The sequence below is a fragment of the Azospirillum fermentarium genome (assembly GCF_025961205.1).
Taxonomy (GTDB): Bacteria; Pseudomonadota; Alphaproteobacteria; order Azospirillales; family Azospirillaceae; genus Azospirillum; species Azospirillum fermentarium.
This window is the reverse complement of record NZ_JAOQNH010000002.1, coordinates 259,413-282,208: the sequence shown is the minus strand read 5'-3', so window position 1 is coordinate 282,208 and position 22,796 is coordinate 259,413. Positions and strand designations below refer to the sequence as shown.

The following is a 22,796-nucleotide window of genomic DNA, read 5'->3' as shown; positions in this document are numbered from 1 at the left end:
CACCCTGACGGCACAACGGGAAAAAAGCCCATTCATAACCGTGCCGGCACAATGGCATCGAAAGGGGCCCAGGCCTGGGCCTCGATCTGATTCTGAATGGTTTTCCGGGTCTGGGCATCCCGCTCCCGGCTATCGATGATAAGCGCTCTGGCGGCGTCGATGAGCGATCCCACAACCCCCTCGACGATTGCCGCGAGTTCACCGCCTTTGGCACCGGGATCGGGGGCAAGAAGGGAGCGCGCGGTCCGGCACAGGCTTTCACGGCCCGCGGTGGCGCGCTCCAGACGGGGGTTCAGCGACGACAGACTGCCCGGCTCGTCGTCTTTTGCCAAGGCCACCACCAGACCGGCAATGATCCCGTCTATCTCGGCCTTTGCGCCGGAATAGGTCATCAGGGCGTTGTCAATCATGGCCACGCTGCCACGGGCCTTGATGACCGCGGCACAGGTTTCCGCCTGGTGCCGCTCTTGCCCCAGACGGGCAACCCCATCCTGCCAGGACATCCGCGCGGGCGCCGCCCACACCGAAAGCGATGCCAATACAGCCACAAGGAAAGGCAAGAAAAATTTCATAGCACACACAAAAGTATGGGGAATTTATCTCCGTTATGTCACGATATAAAAGATAATTTTTCTTGAGGATAGGAACAAATACTCTTTCAGATATTTAAAGATTCACATGAAATTTTCAAATAAAAAGGGGGAAGCCGGTCTCCCGGCTTCCCCCTTTCGATGATCGTGCGTGTGTGGAACGTCAGGCGGCGCGAACGTGGTCCACGAACACCGTCACCTGATGCTTCAACTGGCGGAACTGCTCCGACAGCCGCTGCGAGGCGGTCAGCAGATCCTGCGCCATGTGGCTGGCGTCGGTAACCTCGCTGGTCACCATGGAGATGTTGGAGGCCACCGCCTGGGTGCCGTTGGCGGCATGGCCGGCGGCACGGGAGATTTCCTGGGTGGTGATGGTCTGTTCCTCCACCGCCGCGGCGATACCGGTGGCGATTTCCCGCGCGCCCTCGGCAACCTTCGAGATGTACTTGATCTCGTCCACGGCCCGGTGGGTGGCCTGCTGGACGTTGTTGATCTGCTGGGTGATCTCCTCGGTCGCCTGGCCCGTCTGGTTGGCGAGCTGCTTCACCTCGCTCGCCACCACGGCGAAACCGCGGCCCGCCTCGCCGGCCCGCGCCGCCTCGATGGTGGCGTTCAGCGCCAAGAGGTTGGTCTTGGTGGCGATGTCGTTGATCAGCTTCACGATGTCGCCGATGCGCAGGGCCTGGGTCGCCAGCGCCTCGATGGTGTGGCTGGTCTGGTCGGCCGCGTCGGCGGTGTTGCGCGCCACCTCCGCCGACTGGTTCAGCCGCTGGGAGATCTCCGCGGTGGTCGCCGACAGTTCCTCGGTCGCCGACGCGATGCTGCCCACGTTGTCCAGCGTGCCGGTGGTGGCGGACGCGATGTCCACCGCCCCCTTTTCCGCCTCGCTGATGCGCCGGGCCATGACATGGGCGAATTCACCCATTTCCGCCGCCGCCTTCAGCGAGCTTTCCAGCACCGACGACACGTTGGCTTCGAAATCGGCCAGCAGGCGGGTGATGAGGGCATGGCGGTTGGCCTCCGCCTCCTCCTTCATCCGTTCCTCGTTGGCAGCCATGTCGCGCACGCGGGCGGTGCTGTCGCGGAACACTTCCACCGCGCGGGCGATGGTGCCGATCTCGTCGGCGCGGTGGCCGCAGGACAGGACGATGTTCAGGTCGCCGCCCGAAATCTTCTGCATGGCGGCGGAGATTTCCTGGGTCGGCCGGATCACCACCCGGCCCACCAGCCAGAACAGCGCCACCACCAGGACCGCCACCACGCCCACCGAAATCAGGATCGAGGTCTGGGTGTCGGACCGGATCTGGTTCAGGGTCGCTTCACGGCTCCACGCGGCGGCCAGATACCCCACCCGCTCACGCTGCTGGCCGTTCAGCACCGGCACCATCACCAGCGTATGCCCATCCAGGGCACGAAGCGCGCGGCCGCTGTCGGCCGTGGCCCGATCCTCCTCGGCAAAACGCTTCAGGGTCGCCTCGTCGCTCTTGCCGCGGTTGAAGGTGTCGAGAACCTTTCCCGTCTTGTCGAGGATCAGCACCCCTTCCAGGTTGGTCGAGGGGTCCTGCGCCGTTTCGCCGTAAGCGCCCTTCAGCGCTTCGAGGCGGGCATAGCGGACGGCGGGGGCCATATTGTCGGCCAGAAGCGCGGTCAGCCGGAACGCACTGTTGTCGAACGCCCGGATGGCCAAGCTTTCCGTCTGGACCGTCTGATAGGAAACAAGGCCACCCAGCCCCAGCGCCAGCAGCACCACCACCCACACGATGATCTTCTGGCTGACGCTGCGCAGGGCGAACCCCTGCGGGCGCGATTCATGGGCTCTTCCAGTCACCGGCATCGATGCTCTCCATCCTACGCAGGAAACGCCCGCACGGCAGGGGAACCACGCAGACCGCCACGGGCGGCACCGGCTACACGCGCGCGCAGTCGGGCGAATTTCCACACACCTTAACCCGCGATAATCGGGAAAGGTAAATCTTAATCAACCAAACGAATTGCAAATGATCCGTTACGCTACGGAAAAGCTGAGTCATGGCAGGAAAAACACCAAAAAGGAGCAAACACCGCCACTCAAGGATTATGCCGTTCTCACGCCCCAACCCAGCCCGTCCGCAACGTCACGGCCTGGATCAGTTCATGCCGTATTCGCTGACCAGCTTCTCCACCGTGCCCTCCTGCTCAAGCACCTGGAGAGCACCCTGCCAGTCATCGGGCTTCACGTCCGACCCCTTGCTGGCCGCCAGATACGCGGCGGAGCGTTCCTGCGGTTCACCGAGAACCAGGGCGCCCTGGCCACCAACCGCCTTCCAGTCGGACTTGGAGAAGGGATTGGGCTGATAGGCCACGTCGATCTTTCCGTCCAGCAGCGCCTTCATCAGCTCACGGGACGTGGGGAACTCGACGATGTTGGTCAGCCCCTGCTTCTTCAGATAATCGAGCGACGCACTGGGCGACGTGGTGCCGACACCCGCCAGCGCCTTGGCGCCAGCGGTATCCTTGACCGCCGTGCTGCCCGGACGCCCGGCATAGGAACGGTCCATGTCGAAAATCTTGGTCAACCAGACGTAGTCGGCTTCCCGCGAGGCGGTCCGGGTCATGGGGAAGATCAGGACGTTCTTCTGGTCCTTGGAAACCTTCACCGCATCGGCCCAGCTCATGAATTCGATGGGCTTGGCCTCGTTCTGCAATTTCATCATCGCCGCGACGAGATCGTAGAGGAGCCCCTTCTTGGCGCCGGTTTCGTCGGTAAGCGGGGCGAAGCTGGCGGTGACCACCCGCGCAACGTCCGCGTAAGCCGGAGCCGCCGCACCCATGGCCACGGCACCGCCAACCAGCGCAATGGCGAGCGTCTGGCGCCCCTTTGCGAGCATGGCATCCAGTGCGTTCGTCCACTTCTGGTTCTTCAACATGCTTCCCTCTTACGTAGCGTTTTATTCATTCGGCCGGAACACGGTGAGAGCGAACAGGTTCGTTCGTTCCCATCCGAAAGCAGTATTCGTTCAAAACCACTCTGACGACAAGAGTCTTAATTCATTGTATCTGAAAGGATGCATATTCGGTTATGATGTCTTAAATTGATTGAATACGCAGATATGTAAAGACACTGGCGGGTGGCTTGCCCACTTTTGCCAACCCCTTGAATCTTCTACGGTAAATTCCTCATGAGCGAGACATCCCTCTCTATCGGCGCCGCTGGCCTGCTGCGCGCGGGCAACCGTGTTCTTATTCAGGCGCTGCTTCTGGCCCTGACGGCGCTGCAATTTGTCGCGCTTCTGTCACCGGCCCAGGCTCCGCTTCTGGGGGATATCGCGGCCGTGCTGGTGGCGGTGTTCCTGCCGCCGGCCTTCTTGCGCGCCCGCACGGCCACGCGGGTTCTGTTCGGGCTGCTGGCGGCGGCGGTGGTGGGCGCCACCCTGCTGACCGGCAGCCTGGAGCCGGTGTGGCGGGGGCTGCACAACGCCATGCTGCTGGGGGCGTTCCTGTCGGTTCTGCAACTTTTGCGGGCAGTGGCCCACGGCGGCCCGGCGATCCTGGCGGTGCGCCGCCGCCTGGCCCGCCTGCGCCCGCGGGAGGTGGAGGGGGGGTTCGCCGTCGGCGCCTTTGGTCTGGGCAGCTTCCTGTCGTTCGGCGCGCACGCGGTGCTGGCGCCGCTGCTGCCGGCCGATGCGGCGGCGGCGGACAAACGGGCGGCGGCGCTGGCATCGGTGCGCGGCATCTGCTTCACCGCCTTCTGGTCGCCGTTCTTCGTCGGGGTGGCCTATGTCACCCACCAGATGCACGGCACGGATTCCGGCATGGTGATTCTGACCGGTCTGGTGCTGTCGCTGCTGGCGCTGGGGGCCGATCTGGCGCTGGGGCGCACGGGGCCGGTCTCGCTGGGGCGAATCATCCACGCGCTCTTGCCGCTGGCGCCGCTGGGAGCCGCCATCGCCGCGGTGTTCCTGGGAATCATGGCGCTGACCGGAATGAGCGCCATGGGTGCGGTGGTGGTGGGGGTGCCGTTCGTTTCGGCGGGCCTGCTGCTGGTGAACGGCATCCGTCAGGCCCCCAAGGCGCTGAAGACGGCGTTGACCGGGCTGGTCTATGGCAGCGACGAACTGCTTCTGGTGGCGGCGGCCAATGTGTTTGCCGCCGTGCTGACCGAGGTGCCGGGATTCGCCGCCACCGTGGCGCCGTTCCTGGCCGGGCTGCCGCCGCTGCCGCTGCTGCTGGCGGTGTTCGCCATCATGCTGGCGGCGGGGGCCTGCGGTTTCCACCCCGCCATTTCCGCCGCGGTGCTGCTGGGGATCTTCGCGGTTCAGCCGGCGCCGGTGGAACCGCTGTGTCTGGCGGTGGCGCTGGTGATGGGGTGGAGCCTGGCGGTCACGGTGTCGCCGGTGGGGGTCACCATGATGGTGGCGGCGCAGATGTTCGCCGTCCCCTTCCCCCGGCTGCTGTTCAGCCGCAACCTGGCCGGCACGGTGGTGGTGGCCGTGGCCGCGGCGGTGCTGCTGGCGGGGCTGAACGGTCTTTTGCAGGGCTGAGAGCCGGCACCCATGAAAAGATGAAGAAGCCGCCGCCATCGGGAGATGGCGGCGGCTTTTTTCATGACCGGCGGACGACTGACCGTTACGCGGCAACAGCGGCGGCGTGCGGCGCCTCGGGCAGGAGGCGGGCCAGGGCCTCCCCCACCTCCGCCGGGCCGCTTCGGGTGGTGTCGATCACCAGCGTCCGTTCCGGCGCCAGTTCCATCAGGGCATCCACGGCACGGTCGGGGTCGTAGTTGCGGCGCTCGGCGGCAATGATGGTGAACTTGCCGCGCACGTCGTCGGCGTTCAGGCGGCCGGCGTTGACCTCGGCGTACAGACGGGCCTGCTCCGCAGGCGTCAGGATGCCGTCGGCGTCGGGCAGGGAGAAGCCATCGTCCGAACCGCCGTTGCCGCCGGCCAGCGCCACCCGGTCAAAGGCATCGCCGCGGCCCAGCAGCCGCATCAGCCGCACCATGTCGGGCGCGGTCAGCACCAGGAAACGGGCACGCGGCAGCACGGCGGCGGCGTGGCGCACCTCGGCTTCCCCGCGCAGGCCGTCGAACACCAGCGGGCGCTGCTGCAGCGCCGGGGCGGCGGACAGCCCGGCCAGCACCGCGGCCATGCCGCCCGGCACATCGCGGGTGAAACGCTGGGTGATGGCGAAACGCTGCACGCGGTCGCGCACGTCACCATCGGCGTAGCGGGGGATGATGACCTGATCGGTGACCACGCGGCGGTCGGGCAGCAGGGTATAGGCTATGCCGCGGGCGTCGAGCGCCGACAGGGCGGTGGACTTGCCGGCACCGGTCACGCCCACCAGGACGATGGGGTCCAGTTCGGCCAGGGAGCGCCAGCCGGCGGGCAGCGGGCCGCCCGCACCGATGCCCGGCGCGATGTCATGAAAACGGGACGCGGAGGAGGTGATGCTCATGGTACGGGATCACTTCACACGAACGGAATGGGGAAACGGCGGCGGAAGCGGTCAGGCGGCGGCGCGCAGGGCCGCAGCATCGTTGGCGCCGACAGCGGCCGGCATCGAGCCGTTGGCCGCAGCGGTGATCAGCGCGTCCACGTCGCTGTTGGACAGCCGGCGCTGGGCGCCCATTTCCTTCAGCGTGGCGGTGACCGCCTTCAGCGTGTCCTGGCTCAGGCTGTAGCCGAGCTGGTCGGCACGCGCACGCACCGCGTTCCACCCCACCAGCGCGTGCGCGATCATGACGTTGCGCTCGCGGCCGAAATCGGCGGGATCGAGGATTTCGTAGGATTTCGGGTTGGCGATGATCGCCTTGCTGTGCACCCCCGCCTTGTGGGTGAAGGCGCTGGACCCGATGATGCTGCGGCAGAACGGGATTTCCACGCCCACGCGCTGGGCGACCATTTCGCTGAGCTGCATCAGCATGGGCAGATCGAAGCGGGCCTTGGCCGCCTCGGCATCCTGGGAGTAGATGGCGGCGGTCAGCTCTTCCAGACGGGTGATGCCGTTGCGCTCGCCCAGGCCCAGGACGCAGGTGTCGATGTGGGTGGCGCCACCCAGAACCGCCATCCAGGCGTTGGCGGTGGCGCAGCCGGTGTCGTTGTGGCCGTGGAATTCGATGTCGATGTCGGGGCCCAGGGTTTCGCGCACGGTGCGGACGGTTTCCATCACCTGCAGCGGGCTGGCACCGCCCACGGTATCGGCAATGCCGAAGCGCTGGAACAGGCCGGTGCGCGACAGCGGTTCATAGATGCTGAGCAGATCGGCCAGCGGGCTGCGGAACGCATCCTCGCACGAGAAACGGATGATGGCGTCCGGCGCGCGGGAGCGGATGTAGCGCGCGACCTCGGTCGCCTGGCGGACGATCTCATCGACGCCGCGGCCATGGCTCATGCTGCGCAGGATCGGCGAAGCGGCCATGAACAGGTTCAGCGCCCGCACGCCGCAATCCAGCGCCAGCCGGGCGTCGTCCATGTGGCAGCGGATGTGGGCGGCGATGGTGGCCTTCAGGCCCAGGGAGGTCAGCACCTCGCACGCCTCACGCGCCGCGCTGCCCACGGCGGGAGAGGTGATCTCGATCATATCGACACCAAAGGCGTCCAGCGCACAGGCGATCTCGATCTTGTCGGCAAGAGAGAAATGGCTGTGTTCGAACTGTTCACCTTCGCGCAAGGTGCTATCGACAATAACGCAGTTTGCTAACGACATCGGATGTGCCTCCGGACACAGAGTTTCGGGCAAATGTTCAGCGTTCCGGGGCGCATTCTTGCGCCGGTTAAGGGAACACCGAACATGGTTATTCATTACGGGAAAGCGGTTTTCCCGTTTGTTTCAAAACGCAATAAAGAGAAAGCGAAAGCTTATCCCAACCCTTGTAAAAGGGTAGGCGCTGCGTTCGGTTACTCCTGTTATTTTGTCTGCTTTGTCACACCGCGGGTTGTTATGTTTTCCCGTCGTCGTGATGAAAATTGTTTATGTCACATATGTAGCGAATTCAACAGAAAATTAATCATACTCTTGTGTGATAATCCGCGGTTGCATACAGATGCTGATCAAAAATTGACTGTTAATTTTTTCTAAAATTTAAGACAATAAATATCATGCAGTGCACACAAACGAAAATTAACCAGGCGCCATCGCAGGCGCCTGGTGTTTTTCAGTCAGATTTTTGCACTGCCAAACAATGGCTTACCAGCCACCGGCAGGGTTGCAGTCAAGATCGTCCCACTCTCGGATTCGGTAATGAAGAGAGTCTTCCCGTCAGCCCCACCGAAAGCGATGTTGGTCGTAAACAACCCCTGCGGTGACATGATGCGACATTTTGGCACACCCAATCGGTCGAAGCCCCAGACACATCCGTTCCCCGCATGGGCGACCCACAGCCCGCCCTCGGCATCCATGGCCAGCCCGTCCGGCCCCGACAAACCACCGGAAATCTGGATGAACAGCCCCACCTTCGACGTGGTGCCGTCGGCCGCCAGCGGCACGCGCCAGATGGCATTCGCGCGGGTTACAGCCACGTAAATGGCTGTTTCGCCAAGATTTGGCACCAGCCCATTAGGGCTGGGCAGCGTGTCGAACAGGCAGGTGAGCCGCCCGTCGCCGGACAGGCGGAACAGCCGTCCTGTGGGATCGTGCAGCCCCGTCTGTCCCTGGTCTGTAAAATAGAGGTCACCATCGGCGGAAAACACAAGGTCATTGACACCCTTGAAACGTTCGCCATGGGTGCGTTCCAGGACCGGCTCGATTCGGCCGGTTGCGGTGTCCATCGCCATGATGCCGTTCTTATAGTCGGCGATGAACAGCCGCCCGTCGGGATGGAAGGCCAGGCCGTTCGGTTCCCCGTCGTATTCCGCCATCAAGGTGAATTCCCGCTCGGGCGACAGACGGAAGATGCGGCCCCACGGAATATCGACCAGCCACAGATTGCCGGCGGAATCGAAGGCCGGCCCCTCCAGGAAGGAGTGGAGCGTCTCCCCCCGCTTGTTCACATCGGCCCAGTTGCTGCGGCGCCCGGCGCGGCGGAAATGGTCGGGCAGGCGTGCGAAAACCTCCGCATCCACGAGCGGGGGGGGTGGGTACAGGCTCATCGGATTCTCTCCGGTCTGGTTCGGGTGGAAACTCGGCAGCCCCTTCCGGCTTCCGCCCCAACGGTGGGCGGAACCGGAAAGCCTGCAAAACCATGACATCTGCCGGTGACGCCGGGCAGGCCCCTGCCCGGGCCCGGCATGCCCCGCTCAGCTTGGCGGGAGGAAGATCAGGCGCCGCGCCAGCAGCGCCCCGCCGACGGTGAACCCCACCGCCGTGGTCAGAGGTTCCGGGATGTAGATCAGCGCCGCCGACACGGCCAGCACCGACCGTTCCAGCCGCGGCAGCCGTCCGCGGAAATACCCCACCAGCACCGCCGACAGCATGATCACGGCCAGGATCAGCGCCAGGATGGCCGCCACCGTCTGCGGCAGCGTCATGACCGACAGATCCTGCAGCATCAGTTCGGGCTGGTAGATCCACAGGAAGGGGAACAGGAAGGCGACCAGACACAGGCGCAGCGAATGCCACGCGATCTTGCCCACCGGTTCCTGGGCTATGGCCGCGGCGGCAAACACGGCCAACGCCACCGGCGGCGTGATGGCCGACATCACCGCGAAGTAGAAGATGAACATGTGCGCCGTCAGCACCGGCAGCCCCAGATGGGTCAGCGCCGGTCCGGCGGTGAACACCACCAGCAGATATGAGGCCGCCGTCGGCAGCCCCATGCCCAGCAGCAGCGCACAGGCCGCAGCCGCCAGCAGGGCCGGGAACAGATGGGTGGCGCCCAGCGCCGTGATGCCCTGGCTGATCTTGATGCCCAGGCCGGTGGCCGACACCGCACCGATGATGATGCCGATGGCGGCACAGGCGACGGCGACGCTCAGCCCCTCCAGCCCGCCTTCCACCAGCATGTCCCGCAGCTTGCGCCACGTGGGCCGGGTGGACCGGAACAGCGACGACAGCACCAGCAGCGAGACCATGGCCCCCAGCCCGCACAGGTCCACCGAATATCCGGCGAACAGCATGGTCAGCAACACGCCGAAGGCGGCGATCAGGATGCCCGCCTGCAGCACCCGCTCGCGGGTCCAGGTGCCGTCCAGCCCCTCGGGCGGCTGGATGCCCAGCTTGGCCGCCTCCAGCGCCGTGACGCAGGACAACGACATGATGAACAGGAACGACGGCACGATGGCCGCCAGCATGATGTTGGCATAGGGAACGCCGGTGATGTCGGCCATGATGAAGGCACCCACCCCCATCACCGGCGGCATGATCTGCCCCACCACCGACGACGACGCCTCCACCGCCCCGGCATAGGATTTGGTGAAGCCCGCCTTGTGCATCATGGAAATGGTGATGGCGCCGTTGGCCACCACATTGGCCGGGGCCGACCCGTTGATCGACCCGAACAGCGCCGAGGCGATGATGGCGCACTGCGCCGATCCCGACCGCCGCCCCATGGACAACACCCCGGAAATCCAGTCGAAGAAGTCCGACGCCCCCGACAGCCGCAGCACCACGCCGAAGATGACGTAGATGTAGACGATCTCCACCACCGACCCCAGCGCCACGCCGAAGATGCCGTTGGGGCTGTAGGCCAGTTCGAACATCTCCGCCGCCGACATGCCGCGGTGCCCGGCCCAGCCGGGAAGCAGGTTGCCGAACAGCAGATAGGCGATGCCCGCCAGCACCACGGCCAGCAGCGTCCATCCCTCCACCCGCCGCGCGCCTTCCAGCACCACCAGCGTGCCGACGACATAGGACGCCAGATCCCAATCGTTGGGCAGCCCTTCGCGGAAGGCGGCGATCTCCTGGTTGTTCAGGATCATGTAGGAGCCGGCGAACACCCCGCCCGCCACCAGCACCAGCGAGAGCAGCAGGTCCAGCGCGGGAGAACGCGATGCCAGCGGTCCGGGCTTCAGCAGGAACACCGCCCCCAATGCCAACATCAACACCGTTTCGAGCTGCACCCAGCTTGCCAGCCGCCCGGTCAGCGTCGTCCAGACGACGAAGGCGGCGAGCAGACCGCACAGGGCCAGACCGGCGGTGCGGCGCCCGGCTCCGATGGGGGTTTCCAGCACCGGCGTATCGGCGGAGACGATGGACATGGACGGCTCTCCGGCTTCTCAGGCAATGGGCGGAATTATAAAGCTTTGCGTTCGGCCAGGCAGCGGCTGCTGCCGGGGTGGAGTTCCGCCGACAGCCCCTGGGCGGCGTTGGCGACGTCGATCAGCGCCAGCGCCGCGGAACTGCCGCGGACCTCATCCACATGATCCCAGAAACGGGCGCACAGGGCATATGCCTGCTCGTCCGGCATGTCGGCGCGCACCATGACCATGAAGGGGAAGGTCCACATGCGCACCGGCCCGTCGGTCACCACCCGCCCCTCGTACGCCGCACGGATGCGTTCCGCCGGAATGGTGCGGTAGACATAGTGCTGACCGTTGGTCAGCGCCGCCTGCAACGCCGGCAGGCTGTCGGGCGCCGGCGAGATGAGGCGCAGCGTGTTGCTGCGCGATGCCTGATCCAGCCCCGGCTGCGGCACCCCGCCCCACACGGTCGCCACGTCGAGCTGCCCGTTGGAGAGCTGGTCGAGGGCAGTGCCGTAGTCCAGGTACTCGGGCCGCACGTCGCCCTTGTCGGCGTCGAGCCCATGGACCTTGAAGAGCGCGATGGACACCCGCCCGGCGTTGCCGCCGGGACGCCCGATGCCGACCTTCCGCCCCTTGATGTCGGCGAAGCTGCGGACCGGGCCGTCGGCCCGCACCACATACTGCCCCATGCCGGTATCGATGGCGAACAGCACGCGCAGGGTCTTGTACGCCTCCACCAGCGCCGGGGGATCGTCCTTGAAGCTGCCCTCGCGCTTCACCGCGTCCAGATAGTGGGGCGCGCCGATCAAGGTCATGTCGGCACGCTTCTGCACCAGATTGCGCAGGCCCTTGACGGTGCCGGTGGCCACCGGCGTGATGCGCAGCGGCGTGTGGGTTTCCGACAGCACCGTGGACCACGCCATGGCAAGCTGAAAATCCTCGCTGGTCAGGGAGACGGTGGCCATCACCAGTTCCGAGGAGTCGGCGGCGGCGGCACGGGTGGGCAGCACGGCGTTGAGGCCGGCGGCCAGGGTGGCCAGCAGCAGGACGGCTTTTGCAAAGACAGCGGTCACGGCACGGTATCTCCCTGAGGCAGGCTGGGGGATGGGGCAGCGATGATGCCGTCCTGGAGCAGCCGGGCGATGGCATCATCGTCCAGCCCCAGTTCGGCCAGAAGGTCGCGGGTGTGCTCGCCGAAACGGGGAACGTCGCGGTAGAGGCCGGGGCGGGCGCCGTCGATCTCCACCGGCAGCGCCGGCAGCGGAATGGCCGGCCCGCCGTTCGGCGGGGTCACCGGCATCAGCCCGCCCGACTGGCGCAGGTGGGGGTCGTCGAACAGATCCTCGGGCTTCACGATGGGGGCATAGGGCAACCCCAGCTCTTCGAACACCGGGACCAGGCCGCGGGCGGAATGATCCAGGAACACCCGCGCCACCGCCGGCAGAATCCGCGGGCGGGCGGCCACACGCTGGGGGTTGGTGGCAAGCTCGGGGTCGTCGCGCAGGGACTCCAGCTTGAAACGCGTGCAGAAGGCGCGCCACTGGCCGTCGGACACCACGCCCAGGAAAAGCTGTTCGCCATCCCCGGTGGTGAACACGTCATAGATGGCCCACGCCGCCTGACGCGCCGGCATCGGCGCCACGGGCCGTCCGGTCAGCGCCGCCTGGGCCATGTGCTGCCCCATCAGGAACACGTTGTTTTCGAACAGGCCGGCGCGCACCTGCCGCCCGCGCCCGTCCATGTCCCGCTCGCGCAGCGCCGCCAGCACCGCCACCGCGGCGAACAAGCCGCCCATCACGTCGTTGACCGACGCCCCGGCGCGCAAGGGCCGGCCCGGCGGCCCGGTCATATAGGCCAGCCCCCCCATCATCTGCACCACCTCGTCCAGCGCGGTGCGGTGCTCGTAGGGGCCGGGCAGGAAGCCCTTCAGCGAACAGAAGATCAGCCGGGGATTGAGCGCCGACAGGGCGGCATAGCCCAGCCCCATGCGCTCCAGCGCACCGGGGCGCAGGTTTTCCACCAGCACGTCGGCGGTTTCCACCAGCCGCCGCACCAGCGCCTGCCCGTCCGGTTTGGTCAGGTCCACGGCCACCGACCGCTTGTTGCGGTTGTAGGTGACGAAGAAGCCGGCGCCCGAGCCGGTCAGGGTGCGGGTCTTGTCCCCCGCCGGCAGCGGCTCGACCTTCACCACGTCGGCGCCCAGATCGGCCAGGATCATGCCGCAGGCCGGGCCCATCACCATATGGTCCAGTTCGACCACCCGCACGCCCGCCAGCGGACGGGGAACCGGAACGGCCGCGTCCGCCGGATGTGCCGACGCCATCACGAACGCCCCCCGGATGCCGGACGGAACCCCTTGGGCAGGCCCGCCTTGTGCAGATGACCGGCGAAGGGAGCCCCCGGCAGGGCCGCCTCCAGCGCGCGGCGGGCGTCCAGCAGCCGGCCGAGGTCGATGCCGGTGCGCAGCCCCATGGATTCCAGCATGAAGACCAGATCCTCGGTGGTGATGTTGCCATGGGCGCCGGGGGCGAAGGGGCAGCCCCCAAGCCCGCCCAGCGACGCATCGAACGAGCGGATGCCCGCGTCCAGCCCCGCCAGCACGTTGGCAAGGCCAAGGCCGCGGGTGTCGTGCAGATGCAGGGCCGTCAGCCGGTCCCCCACCGCCCGCGACACCGCCGTCACCACGCGGCGCACCTGCGCCGGGTTGGCGTGGCCGGTGGTGTCGGCCAGGCTGATGTCGTCGGCCCCGGCCTCCGCCAGCCCCACGGCCAGCCGCACCACCTCCGCCTCGTCCACCGGGCCTTCGGTGGCGCAGCCGAACACGGTGGACAGCCCCCCCGACACCAGCGGGCGATGTTCGGCGGGAACGGTGGCGAGGAAGGCGGTGATCCGGGCGAATTCGGCCAGTTGCTCGTCGGGCGTGCGCCGCACGTTGGCCAGACTGTGGCTGCGGCTGACCGACAGGGTAAAGCTCAGCCGGTGCACCCCGGCGGCCACCGCCCGTTCCGCCCCCTTGGCGTTGGGCACCAGGGCCGTCACCGTCAGGCCGGGGATGTCCAGCGCCCCCGCCACCACGTCGGCGGCGTCCACGAACTGCGGCACCACCTTGGGCGGAACGAAGGAGCACACCTCGATCTCGCGCACGCCGGCGGCGGCTTCCCGCACGATCCAATCCAACTTGGCCGCGGTGGGCACGAAGCCGGACAGGCTTTGCAGCCCATCGCGGGGGCCCACCTCGCACACGTCCACATCAACCGCCGCCGTTACCGGCAGCACCGCCGCCGGACCGGCGGTTGACGTGGTGCCGATACCGGACGTTTCCTCAGGGGTCATTCTGCCAAGCCCTTCTTCGCAATTGCACTTATTCGATAATTTGCAATCGCATTAACGGACGATGGCACAGCCCCGGTTGTATGTCAACGCGAAGGAAAACAACCGAAACGCGGTAATCGCGGCAATTGCCACTTATCGGATAAATGGCTTGCCGCGGGATTTCGTCTGATGCTCAGGATGCCCGTCGGAGCCATCGGGATTGACGCCGCGGTAATAGCCCTTCTGCCAGCGCTCCTTCGCCGCTTCACTGTCGGGAACATGCAGGTCATGGTTGAATTGACTTCGCGATACTGCCCATGTCCGGTAGCGTTCGGCAAGATCGGGGTCGGTGTCCAGCGGCTGGAATTCCGGCTCCATGGATTCCATCAGCCCGCGGGGAATGGGAATGATGGCGGCGAAGGGCTCGCCCTTTTCCCACGTCGCCTCGATGCCGGCGATGGTGAACTTCCAGTTCATGGTGAAGGGGTAAGGGGACCAGTCGGTTTCGATGATGCCGCTCAGGCCGCAGATCCCGTCCTTGGGATGGTTGAACGGCGCGGTGACCAGCAGGTTGATCCCCGGCGGCGTGCGCAGCAGCGCCCCGATGTGGAAGGTCAGGATACCGTGGCCGAAATGGCTGGCCGGGTTCAGCGGGTGGGGTTCGTCGGGGGTGACGCGGATGGCCTCGGTGCCTGTACCGCTGTCCCATTCGGCGGTGACGCGGGTGGGGGCGCACACCTCCCACCCATGCTGGCTGGCGATGTTCAGCGGCAGGCAGCGGTAACCGAACTGCTGCGGCAGCGCATCCAGCCAGTCGCGGGTCGGGCGGGCCGGACGGATATCGGGTTCGACCCCGGACAAGGGATAGGCGATCAGCTTCATCGGACGTCGGCTTCCTGGAACGGGCCGCGGCTGGGACAGGACACCTCAGAGCGGCGGGTTACGGCGCGGGCGGCCCCCCTGCCGCCAGGGTGAAGCGGAACACGCTGCCGCCCCCCGGCGCCGGTTCCACCCAGATCCGCCCGCCATGACGTTCCACGATTTTCTTGCACACGGCAAGACCGATGCCGGTGCCATCGTATTCGGTGCGCCGGTGCAGCCGCTGGAAGATGCCGAAGATGCGCTCGGCGTGCTCGGGGTCGATCCCGATGCCGTTGTCGGCCACGTCCACCGTCCACGCCCCGTCCGCCGGAGTGGCGGAGACGATAATGATCGGCGCCTGTCCGGGCCGGCGGTATTTCAGCGCGTTGCCGATCAGGTTCTGGAACAGGCGGATCATCTCCGAATCGTCGCAGGACAGGACCGGCAGGGCACCGGCCACCCGCACCACCGCCCCGGTCTCGCCGATGGCCACCTGCAGGTTGGCGACCGCCGCCTCCACCGCGCGGGCCAGATCGGTGGGGCGGCTGGGCCGCCCGCCCCGCCCGGCGCGGGAATAATCCAGCAGATCCACGATCATCCGGTCCATGCGCCGTGCGGCGTCCTGGCAGAAATCCAGGCATTCCCGCGCGTCCCCCTCCAGCGGATGGGGGAAGGAACGTTCCAGCAGCGTCAGGTAGCTGGCGATCACCCGCAAGGGCTGCCGCAGGTCGTGGGACGCCACATAGGCGAAGGCTTCCAGCTCGTCGTTGGACCGCTGCAGCGCCAAGGTGCGCTGAGCCAGCACCATGTCGGCTTCCTTGCGGGCGCCGATGTCGGTGTGGGTTCCGACCATGCGCAGGGGCTGGCCGCCGGGGCCGCTTTCCACCAGCCGCCCGCGGGACAGCACCCATGCCCACCCGCCATCGGCACGGCGCAGGCGGAATTCCGCCGTGTAGAGGGGTGTCCGCCCGGCCAGATGCTCGTCCAGCCCCGCCACCGCGGCGGCGGCATCGTCGGGATGCAGCAGCCGCTCCCAGCTTCGCAGATGAGGTTCGACGGTGCCGGGTGCGTAGCCCAGCATGGTCTCCCACCGGTCGCTCAGCAGGATATGGCCGCTGGGGATGTGCCAGTCCCACAGCCCGTCCTGGATGGCGTCCAGCGCCAGCCGCAGCCGCTCCTCGCTGGCGCGTACGGCGTCCTGGGCACGGCGCTCGTCGGTGGTGTCGAGGATGATGCCATTGTAGCGGATCTCCTCCGCCGACACCCGCATGGGGCGCGACAGGCCGCGCCACCACCGCATTTCCCCCGTGGGGCGCAGCATCCGCCCTTCGAACCGCCAGTCGCAGCCGGTGGCCAGGGACAGGTCGATGGACGCCTGCCATGCCGGCACATCGTCGGGATGGATGCGGAACAGGGTCCAGTCGTTCTTCAGCGCTTCGGGATCGACGCCCAGGATCTCCTGCGCGCGGGGGCTGACATAGGTGAAGCCGCGGGTGCCGTCGGTGCGCTCGAACCACTGATAGAGCACGCCCGGCACGGTATCGGCCAGGGCACGGAACCGCGCCTCTCCCGCACGCAGCCGCTCGGCGTGCTCGACCAGTTGGCGTTCGCGGGCCGCGGCTTCGGTCTCGTCGATGATCTGGAGCAGGCAGCACCGCTCCCCCTCCTCCCCCGTCACCGCCCCCCCCGTCACCGGAGCGGTGGTAACCGCGTAGAGCGGCACCGCCCCGTCGCGGCGGGGACCGAGACCGAAGCAGTCGGGATTGAGCTTGGCCGACAAGAGGGTGGACCGTCCGGCCAGCGCCGCCGCCACCGCCTGCTCCACCCGCGGGTGCAGCGGGCGGCCCAGGGCCGCGGTGAAGGCGGTGCCGGGGACCGGATCGCGAACCGGGCGGAGCAGCCGGTGGGCCGCACGGTTCCACAGCACCACGCGGCCCTGGGCATCGACCACGACGATCCCATGGTGGGTGCCGTCCAGAACACCCAGCAGCAGGCCGGCGGAGGGGAACGACGGCAGCCCGGTCACGGCGCCTGCGACACCGAACGGATCAGCGTGTTCAGCAGATCCTCCAGATGGCGGGAGGACTGCACGTCCATGGCGATGGCCACGTGGCCGCTGATGCTGCTGGACGCCAGCGTCATGCGCACGCGCAGGAACAGGATCTCGGTCATGGTCTGGGCCGCCGGCCCTTCCAGGATGGCTTCCACCGTGTCCACCACCAGCTCGGGCACACGGATTTCCATGCTGACCTGCAAGAGGTTGCCCAGCGCGCCCAGACAGGCGTTGAGCAGCACGTTGCCCACCTCCACCAGCGCGTCCCGCTCCAGAGGCGTGATCTCCTCCAGCGGGGTATCCTCGCGCAGCAGGGCGCGGACCAGCTCCAGCCCACGGCGTTCTGGGAACAGGAGCATCGCCTCCCCGCTCAAGGGGCCGGAGAAGCTTTCGGAAATGGCGGTGGTGCGGCCCGGAATATCGGCGGACAGTTCGGCGATCAGGCCGGCGCGGGTGCGCAGTTCCACCTCCGGCACGCTGAGCAGGATTTCCTCACCCACCATGACGCTGAGGGACGCCGCGGCCTCGCCCACGCCGATGTTGAAGACTTCGGTCAGCGCGTCCTTCAGCTCCGGGGACAATATGCGCATGGTCAAGGCCGGCCCTTTCGCCCGTGAATGCCGGGGGACTGTGCGCTTTCGTATCGAAGGGTGCAAGGGCCAGCGGGGTCCGGCCCCCTTCGCCGCTTGGCGCGGCGGGGACAGGTCGCGTATACCGGATGGGGTAGAAGCCTCACGGGCGCACAACAGGGAACCGGCAGCGTGCAGATCCAGCGACTGGGCCATTTCACCATCACCGGCGGCCCCACCGTGGACGGCCCGTGCCTGGTTTTTCCCGCCGAACAGGACCGCACCGGCCTGACCGTCCGCATCCGCGCCCGCCGCCTGCCCGCCGCGGGCGGGGAAGACGGGGACAGCGTTCTGCGGGCCGAGACAGAGGCGTTCCAGGTGGTTGCCCGCACCGCCGCGACCCTGCGCCACTCCCATCTGGCGCCGCCGGTGGGATCGGGGACCGAGCGCACGGCGGACGGGCTGTGGCTCTATGTGGTGACCCTGCCGTTCCCCGGCCCCACCCTGGCCGATCCCGCCGCCGCCGGCACCCGCTACACCCCGGCGGAAGCGGTGCGCGCGGCGGCCGCCCTGCTGGACGGGCTGTCGGTCATCCATGCGGCGGGTCTGGCCCACGGCGGCATCGGGCCGGGGCTGGTGTCCGCCGGACCCGGCGGGCGGACGATGCTGGACGGGCTGTCGCTGGCGCTGACCCCGCGCAAGACGGCCAGCATCGGCGGCGACCTGGATGCCGTGGCCGCCCTGGTCCGGCGGATGCTGAACGGCCCCGGCACCACCCACAGCGGCATTCCCGCCGCTCTCGACGCCGCGCTGGACCGCGCCGCCACCTTCCCCACCGCTGCCGCCTTCGCCGAAGCGCTGGCCGCCGCCTTGCCAGCCGCAGCCACCGGTGCGGAAGAAACGCCCAGCCGCCGTGGCCCGTTGCTGGCCGCGGCCGCGGTGGCCACCCTGCTGGCCGCCGGCGCCGGCTGGTATCTGGCGGTCCAGCCCGAAACACCGCCCCCGCCGCCTGCCCAGCGTATTCCGCCGCCCGCGGCCCCGGCGGCACCCCCCGCTTCCACGCCGGCACAGCCCACCCCGGTCCCTACGCCGCCGCCGCCCGCTCCTCCCCCACCCCCCGAACCCCCGGCCCCCCCGCCCGAACCCCCGGCGGAAGCACCGCCGCCGGTCCCCGCCCCGGCGCCGCCGGAACCGGCGGTGGTCCCCCCGGCACAGGAGCCCGCGCCCCCGCCCGCACCCACGCCCGTGGAACCGCCCCCGGCTGCCGAACCGCCACCCCCACCGGCGGTTCCGGCGCCGGAACCCGAATCAGCGCCTCCGCCGCCGGCACCGCAGCCGCAGCCAGAGCCGGAACCCCAGCCAGCCCCGGCGCCGGACCCGTCTCCTGCACCGGAGCCGCCGGCCGCGGCACCCACACCGGAACCACCCGCGCTCCCTTCCGCAGCCGCCCCCGAACCGCCGGCCCCTCCCCCGGCGGCGGTTCCTCCCGCCGAGCCGCCGCCCTCCCCGCCATCACCGGAGGACGCGCGCGCCCGGCTGGCCGGCGCGCTGGACGCCGACGTGTGCGGGCTGGTGACGGTGACGGTGGCCGGCAACACCCTGACCGTCAGCGGCACCGTGGCCGGCGAGGATGAACGGACGCGGGTGCAGGATCTTGTGAACAGCGTGCCCCCGCCCCTGCGCGGGATGGCGGATCTGACGGTGGCCGCGGCGTCCCTGTGCCCGCCGCTGCAGGCCGTCGCCCCGTTCCGCCTGCCCCCCGGCACCGCCACTCCCGCGGTCCTGGGCGCGGCGGAGGCGTTCGTGGGCGGCGAAGACCTGCTGTTGGACCTGACCGCCCCCAACGCGCCGGCGCACATCCAGGTGGATTACTTCACCATCGACGGCATGGTGGTGCACATGCTGCCCAACCCGCTGGAAACCGCGGTGAAGATGGCCCCCGGCGAGCAGCGCCGCCTGGGCGAACGCCGCGACAACAGCCGTTACTGGGAGGTCGCCCCGCCCTATGGCCGGGAGCTTGTCATCCTGTACGCCAGCCCGGTCCCGCTGTTCCCCATTCCCCGCCGTGCGGAGACCGAATCCGCCGATTCCTACCTGACCGCCCTGCGCGAGGCTCTGGCCGGCACCCCGGGTGCCGTCGCCGTGCCCCTGTTCATCAGCACCCGCGCCCCCTGACCGGGGACGGCTGGGGACGGCGGCTGGCTCACCCGCCCGCCCCGAAGCATCCGATCACCGCGGTCACGTTGTCGTGGCCGCCGGCCTCGTTGGCCTGATCGACCAGAGCACGGCAGGCGGCGGCCGGACCGGCGGAGGGGGCGGTGGACAGGACCGCGCCGATGGCCTCGTCCGGGACCATGCCGTTCAGCCCGTCGGTGCACAGCAGAAACACGTCGCCCGCCCGCGCCGACACCAGCGCCGTTTCCGGTTCCAGGTCCAGGGCGGTGCCCAGCGCGCGCAGGATCACGTTGCGGGGCGGCATCGCCCCCCGCCGTCCGTTGTCCAGCCAGAGCTGATACAGGCTGTGGTCGCGGGTGACCGGCTTCGCCACCCCGTCGCGCAGACGGTAGAGCCGGCTGTCCCCGGCGTGGAACACCACCACCCGCCCGCTGCCGGTCAGATGCCAGAAACCGGCCACCGTGGTGCCCATGCCGCGCCCCTCGCCATAGCCGCGTTCGCGGTTGAGCGCGAAGATGCGCCGGTTGGCCATGGTCACCGCCGAGCACACCACCGACATGGCGTTGCGGGTGCGGGCCATCAGCCCGGCATCCCCGGTGACGCCGGACGGGGAGCCGCCGAATTCGGCGATGAAATCCGAAATCGCCTCTGCCGCCATGCGGCTGGCCAGATCCCCCCCGGCGTGGCCGCCCATGCCGTCGCACACCACCGCCAGCCCCTGGTCGGGGATCAGGGCGAAGCTGTCTTCGTTGCGCTGCCGCACGCGCCCCACGTCGGTCAGACCGGCAAGGGTCAGGGTGGGGACGGATTCATCGGCCATCGGTGCGCGTTCCTCGGACGGATTCTTGTTGCCGGCCCCCCTGGAGGAGGGGGCGGGTCTGTCACTCTACCTCATCCAACGGGCCGCTGCAGCCACAGCCTGCGCCATGCCGATTCCAGCGCCCGTGCCAGGGCATCCACATCGCCCAGCGCGCAGGCCGCCACCCGCTGCCGCAAGCCGGCCCGCAGGTCCGCCAGCCGTCGCGGATCGGCGGCCAGACCGGCCGCAAGGGACACATAGTGATCCGCATCCCCCGCTGCCAGTTCCGCCAGCCCGGCGTTGTCCAGCATGGCCGCCGCCACCCGCGCCACCCCCGGCGCCCGCTCCCCGCCGGCCAGCGTCACCACGGGCACGCCCATCCACAACGCCTCGCACGTGGTGGTGTGGCCGTTGTAGGGAAAGGGGTCCAGCGCGATGTCGGCGTCGGCGTAATCCCCCAGATTGGCGGCGATTCCCGACGGCGGGCGGCGCAACTCCAGCCGGTCCGCCACCCCGTGGGGGGCGAACAGCCCGGTGACGAAGGCCCGCGCGCCCGCGTCCCGCAGGGCCGGGTATTTCAGCAGCAGCCGCGATCCCGGCGCCGCGCGCAGCACCCGCGCCCACAGCGCCGCCACCTCCGGGGTCAGCTTCGACAGGTTGTTGAAAGACGCGAAGGTCACATACCCCCGCGCCCGGCACGGCGGGGGCGTCACGTCCGGCGCCTCCTCCGGCCCACGGTAGGCCCAGGCGAAGCGGGGCAGGCGCAGCACGGGTTCGCTGTACTGCGTCTCCGCCCCCGACGGAGCCAGCCAGGGGTCGAGAATCACCGCGTCGAAGGCATCCAGCCCGGTGGTGACCACGGTGACGGCGATGGTGGCCTGCACCGGGGCCGGACGGCGGGCGAACACGGCCAGCCGGTTGCCCTCGGTGTGGGACGACAGGTCCACCAGCACCTGAACGCCGTCGGCGCGGATGCGCGCCGCCAACGCCGCGTCGGACAGGCCGCCCGCATCGCACCAGCGGTCCGCCAGCCCGCGGAACCGTTCGGTCCTGGCGTCCGGGGCGGTGACGGTGGAATAGAGGCACAGTTCCACCGCCCCCCGGTCCAGGGCGCGGAACAGCGGTTCCATGTAAAAGGCAAAGGCGTGGTTGCGGAAATCCCCCGATACCATCCCCACCCGCAGCCGCCCGCCGCCATCGCCCACAACGGGCCGGGCCGCGACCGCGGGCGCGTGCCGCACCGCCCACGCCGCCGATTCCCGCCGCACATCCTCCCCCGTCAGGCCGGGGCGGTAGGGCAAGGCGCACAGCCGCCGCTGGCCCAGGGCCGCATCGCCGGGTGCCACCCGCACCGCCCGGTCCAGCCACACCAGCGCCGCCGCCCCATCCCCTTGGGCCAGCAGCACGCCGCCGCGGTTGGCGAGCGCGCCCGCGTGGGCCGGGTCCAGCGCCAGCGCCCCGGCGCCCGCGTCCAGCGCCGCCCCATAGCGCCAGCAGCGGTCGAGCGCCGCCGCCCGGTTGACCCAGCCGCCGCGCTCCAGCGGGGCCGCCCGCACCGCCCGCCGGCCCACCGCCGCCGCGGCCTCGTGCCGTCCCGCCTCCCCCATCAGGGCGCAGAGGGCGGACAGGGCGTCGGCGTGCGCCGGGTCGAGGGCCAGGGCGGTGTGCAGATCCCGCTCCGCCGCCGTCCGCTCGCCCAGCCCGTGATGGGCAAGGCCCAGCAGCACCCGCGCGTCCGCCGCCAGATCGTGCCCGGCGGGCAGCACCGCCGCCGCCCCGGCCAGCCACGCCCGCGCCGCCTCCAGCCGCCCGGCCCGGTGCTCCGTTCCGCCCAGCGCGTGGCGCACCATGCCCAACCGCCCGCGCGCCTCTCCATCACCCGGCACCAGCGCCGCCGCGTGGGCCAGAGCCTTTTCGGCCTGCTCCCCCCGGCCCAGCCGCCACAGGGCCGGACCCAGCCTGGCCCAGCCGTCGCCATGGGCCGGATCGTCGAGCACCACCAACCGCCGGGCTGCCACCGCCAAGGCGTCGTCGCCCGCCCCTTCGGCGGCGTTGGCAAGGTTGGCGGCCATGGCGGCGGCATCGGGGCGCAGCCGCACCGCGCGGCGCAGAAGATCAATCCCCGGAACCAGCCGCCCGGTCTGGCCGTACAGCACGCCCAGCAGGTGCAGCGCGTCGGCCTGCTCCTCCTCCACCGCCAGGATGCGGCCATAGAGGATTTCCGCCTCGGCCAGCCGCCCGGCCATGTGATGGTCGAGGGCCGCGGCAAGGGCTTCGGCAATGGTGGCCATGGGAGCGGGGTCCGGCGGTGGGGGTTGCGCTGCCGCTGTTGTCCCC

At 68.8% G+C, this 22,796-nt stretch carries 17 protein-coding genes; 2 read left to right on the top strand and 15 right to left on the bottom strand.

Annotated features, from left to right (window positions below):
• Positions 1–32: 32 nt before the first annotated feature.
• The 3 genes from M2352_RS16220 to M2352_RS16210 all read right to left on the bottom strand — a co-directional run bounded on the left by M2352_RS16220 (position 33) and on the right by M2352_RS16210 (position 3,457).
• On the bottom strand, positions 33–503 hold the full coding sequence (locus M2352_RS16220; RefSeq protein ID WP_264665609.1) for a hypothetical protein: 471 nt from the start codon (positions 501–503) through the stop codon (positions 33–35).
• 250 nt (positions 504–753) lie between these two features.
• Positions 754–2,424 carry a methyl-accepting chemotaxis protein gene (locus tag M2352_RS16215; protein ID WP_264665608.1) on the bottom strand — a complete coding sequence of 557 codons (1,671 nt, stop codon included), beginning with the start codon at positions 2,422–2,424 and terminating at the stop codon, positions 754–756.
• A 292-nt stretch (positions 2,425–2,716) separates the two neighbouring features.
• Positions 2,717–3,457 carry a substrate-binding periplasmic protein gene (locus M2352_RS16210; protein WP_264665607.1) on the bottom strand — a complete coding sequence of 247 codons (741 nt, stop codon included), beginning with the start codon at positions 3,455–3,457 and terminating at the stop codon, positions 2,717–2,719.
• Positions 3,458–3,748: 291 nt separating this feature from the next.
• Here M2352_RS16210 and M2352_RS16205 point away from each other — a divergent pair, with 291 nt between their 5' ends.
• The gene (locus tag M2352_RS16205; protein ID WP_264665606.1) at positions 3,749–5,110 is read left to right on the top strand and encodes a hypothetical protein; all 1,362 of its coding nucleotides are present in this window, start codon (positions 3,749–3,751) and stop codon (positions 5,108–5,110) included.
• Between the two features lie 85 nt (positions 5,111–5,195).
• Here M2352_RS16205 and M2352_RS16200 read toward each other — a convergent pair whose 3' ends face one another.
• The 10 genes from M2352_RS16200 to M2352_RS16155 form a co-directional block, all read right to left on the bottom strand.
• Entirely contained in the window at positions 5,196–6,026 is an 831-nt protein-coding gene (locus tag M2352_RS16200; RefSeq protein WP_264665605.1) for an AAA family ATPase, read from the bottom strand.
• Positions 6,027–6,077: 51 nt separating this feature from the next.
• Positions 6,078–7,277, bottom strand: a complete 1,200-nt coding sequence (locus tag M2352_RS16195) for a homocitrate synthase (RefSeq protein ID WP_264665604.1) — start codon at positions 7,275–7,277, stop codon at positions 6,078–6,080.
• A gap of 452 nt (positions 7,278–7,729) precedes the next feature.
• Positions 7,730–8,659 carry an SMP-30/gluconolactonase/LRE family protein gene (locus M2352_RS16190; protein ID WP_264665603.1) on the bottom strand — a complete coding sequence of 310 codons (930 nt, stop codon included), beginning with the start codon at positions 8,657–8,659 and terminating at the stop codon, positions 7,730–7,732.
• Between the two features lie 147 nt (positions 8,660–8,806).
• Positions 8,807–10,705: a TRAP transporter permease gene (locus M2352_RS16185; RefSeq protein ID WP_264665602.1), complete on the bottom strand. Its 1,899-nt coding sequence runs from the start codon at positions 10,703–10,705 to the stop codon at positions 8,807–8,809.
• A gap of 35 nt (positions 10,706–10,740) precedes the next feature.
• Positions 10,741–11,763 (bottom strand): TAXI family TRAP transporter solute-binding subunit, encoded by a 1,023-nt coding sequence (locus tag M2352_RS16180; protein ID WP_264665601.1) that lies wholly within the window; start codon positions 11,761–11,763, stop codon positions 10,741–10,743.
• On the bottom strand, positions 11,760–13,013 hold the full coding sequence (locus M2352_RS16175) for a CaiB/BaiF CoA transferase family protein (protein ID WP_264665600.1): 1,254 nt from the start codon (positions 13,011–13,013) through the stop codon (positions 11,760–11,762). The genes M2352_RS16180 and M2352_RS16175 overlap by 4 nt, the downstream gene beginning before the upstream one ends.
• Entirely contained in the window at positions 13,013–14,023 is a 1,011-nt protein-coding gene (locus M2352_RS16170) for a hydroxymethylglutaryl-CoA lyase (RefSeq protein WP_264665599.1), read from the bottom strand. Before M2352_RS16170 ends, M2352_RS16175 begins: the two co-directional genes overlap by 1 nt.
• A gap of 132 nt (positions 14,024–14,155) precedes the next feature.
• On the bottom strand, positions 14,156–14,884 hold the full coding sequence (locus M2352_RS16165; protein WP_264665598.1) for a DUF6065 family protein: 729 nt from the start codon (positions 14,882–14,884) through the stop codon (positions 14,156–14,158).
• A 58-nt stretch (positions 14,885–14,942) separates the two neighbouring features.
• On the bottom strand, positions 14,943–16,889 hold the full coding sequence (locus M2352_RS16160; protein WP_264665597.1) for a PAS domain-containing protein: 1,947 nt from the start codon (positions 16,887–16,889) through the stop codon (positions 14,943–14,945).
• Positions 16,886–17,506: a chemotaxis protein CheC gene (locus tag M2352_RS16155; RefSeq protein ID WP_264665596.1), complete on the bottom strand. Its 621-nt coding sequence runs from the start codon at positions 17,504–17,506 to the stop codon at positions 16,886–16,888. Before M2352_RS16155 ends, M2352_RS16160 begins: the two co-directional genes overlap by 4 nt.
• Before the next feature lie 171 nt (positions 17,507–17,677).
• Between M2352_RS16155 and M2352_RS16150 the strand changes: the two genes are divergently transcribed.
• Entirely contained in the window at positions 17,678–19,660 is a 1,983-nt protein-coding gene (locus M2352_RS16150) for a DUF4384 domain-containing protein (RefSeq protein ID WP_264665595.1), read from the top strand.
• Between the two features lie 28 nt (positions 19,661–19,688).
• On the opposite strand, the gene M2352_RS16145 is transcribed toward M2352_RS16150, so the two are convergent.
• Together M2352_RS16145 and M2352_RS16140 are read right to left on the bottom strand one after the other, a co-directional pair.
• Positions 19,689–20,480 carry a PP2C family protein-serine/threonine phosphatase gene (locus tag M2352_RS16145; protein ID WP_264665594.1) on the bottom strand — a complete coding sequence of 264 codons (792 nt, stop codon included), beginning with the start codon at positions 20,478–20,480 and terminating at the stop codon, positions 19,689–19,691.
• Between the two features lie 71 nt (positions 20,481–20,551).
• A complete protein-coding gene (locus M2352_RS16140; RefSeq protein WP_264665593.1) occupies positions 20,552–22,750 on the bottom strand; it encodes a tetratricopeptide repeat protein in 2,199 nt (732 codons plus the stop codon).
• Between the last annotated feature and the right edge of the window lie 46 nt (positions 22,751–22,796).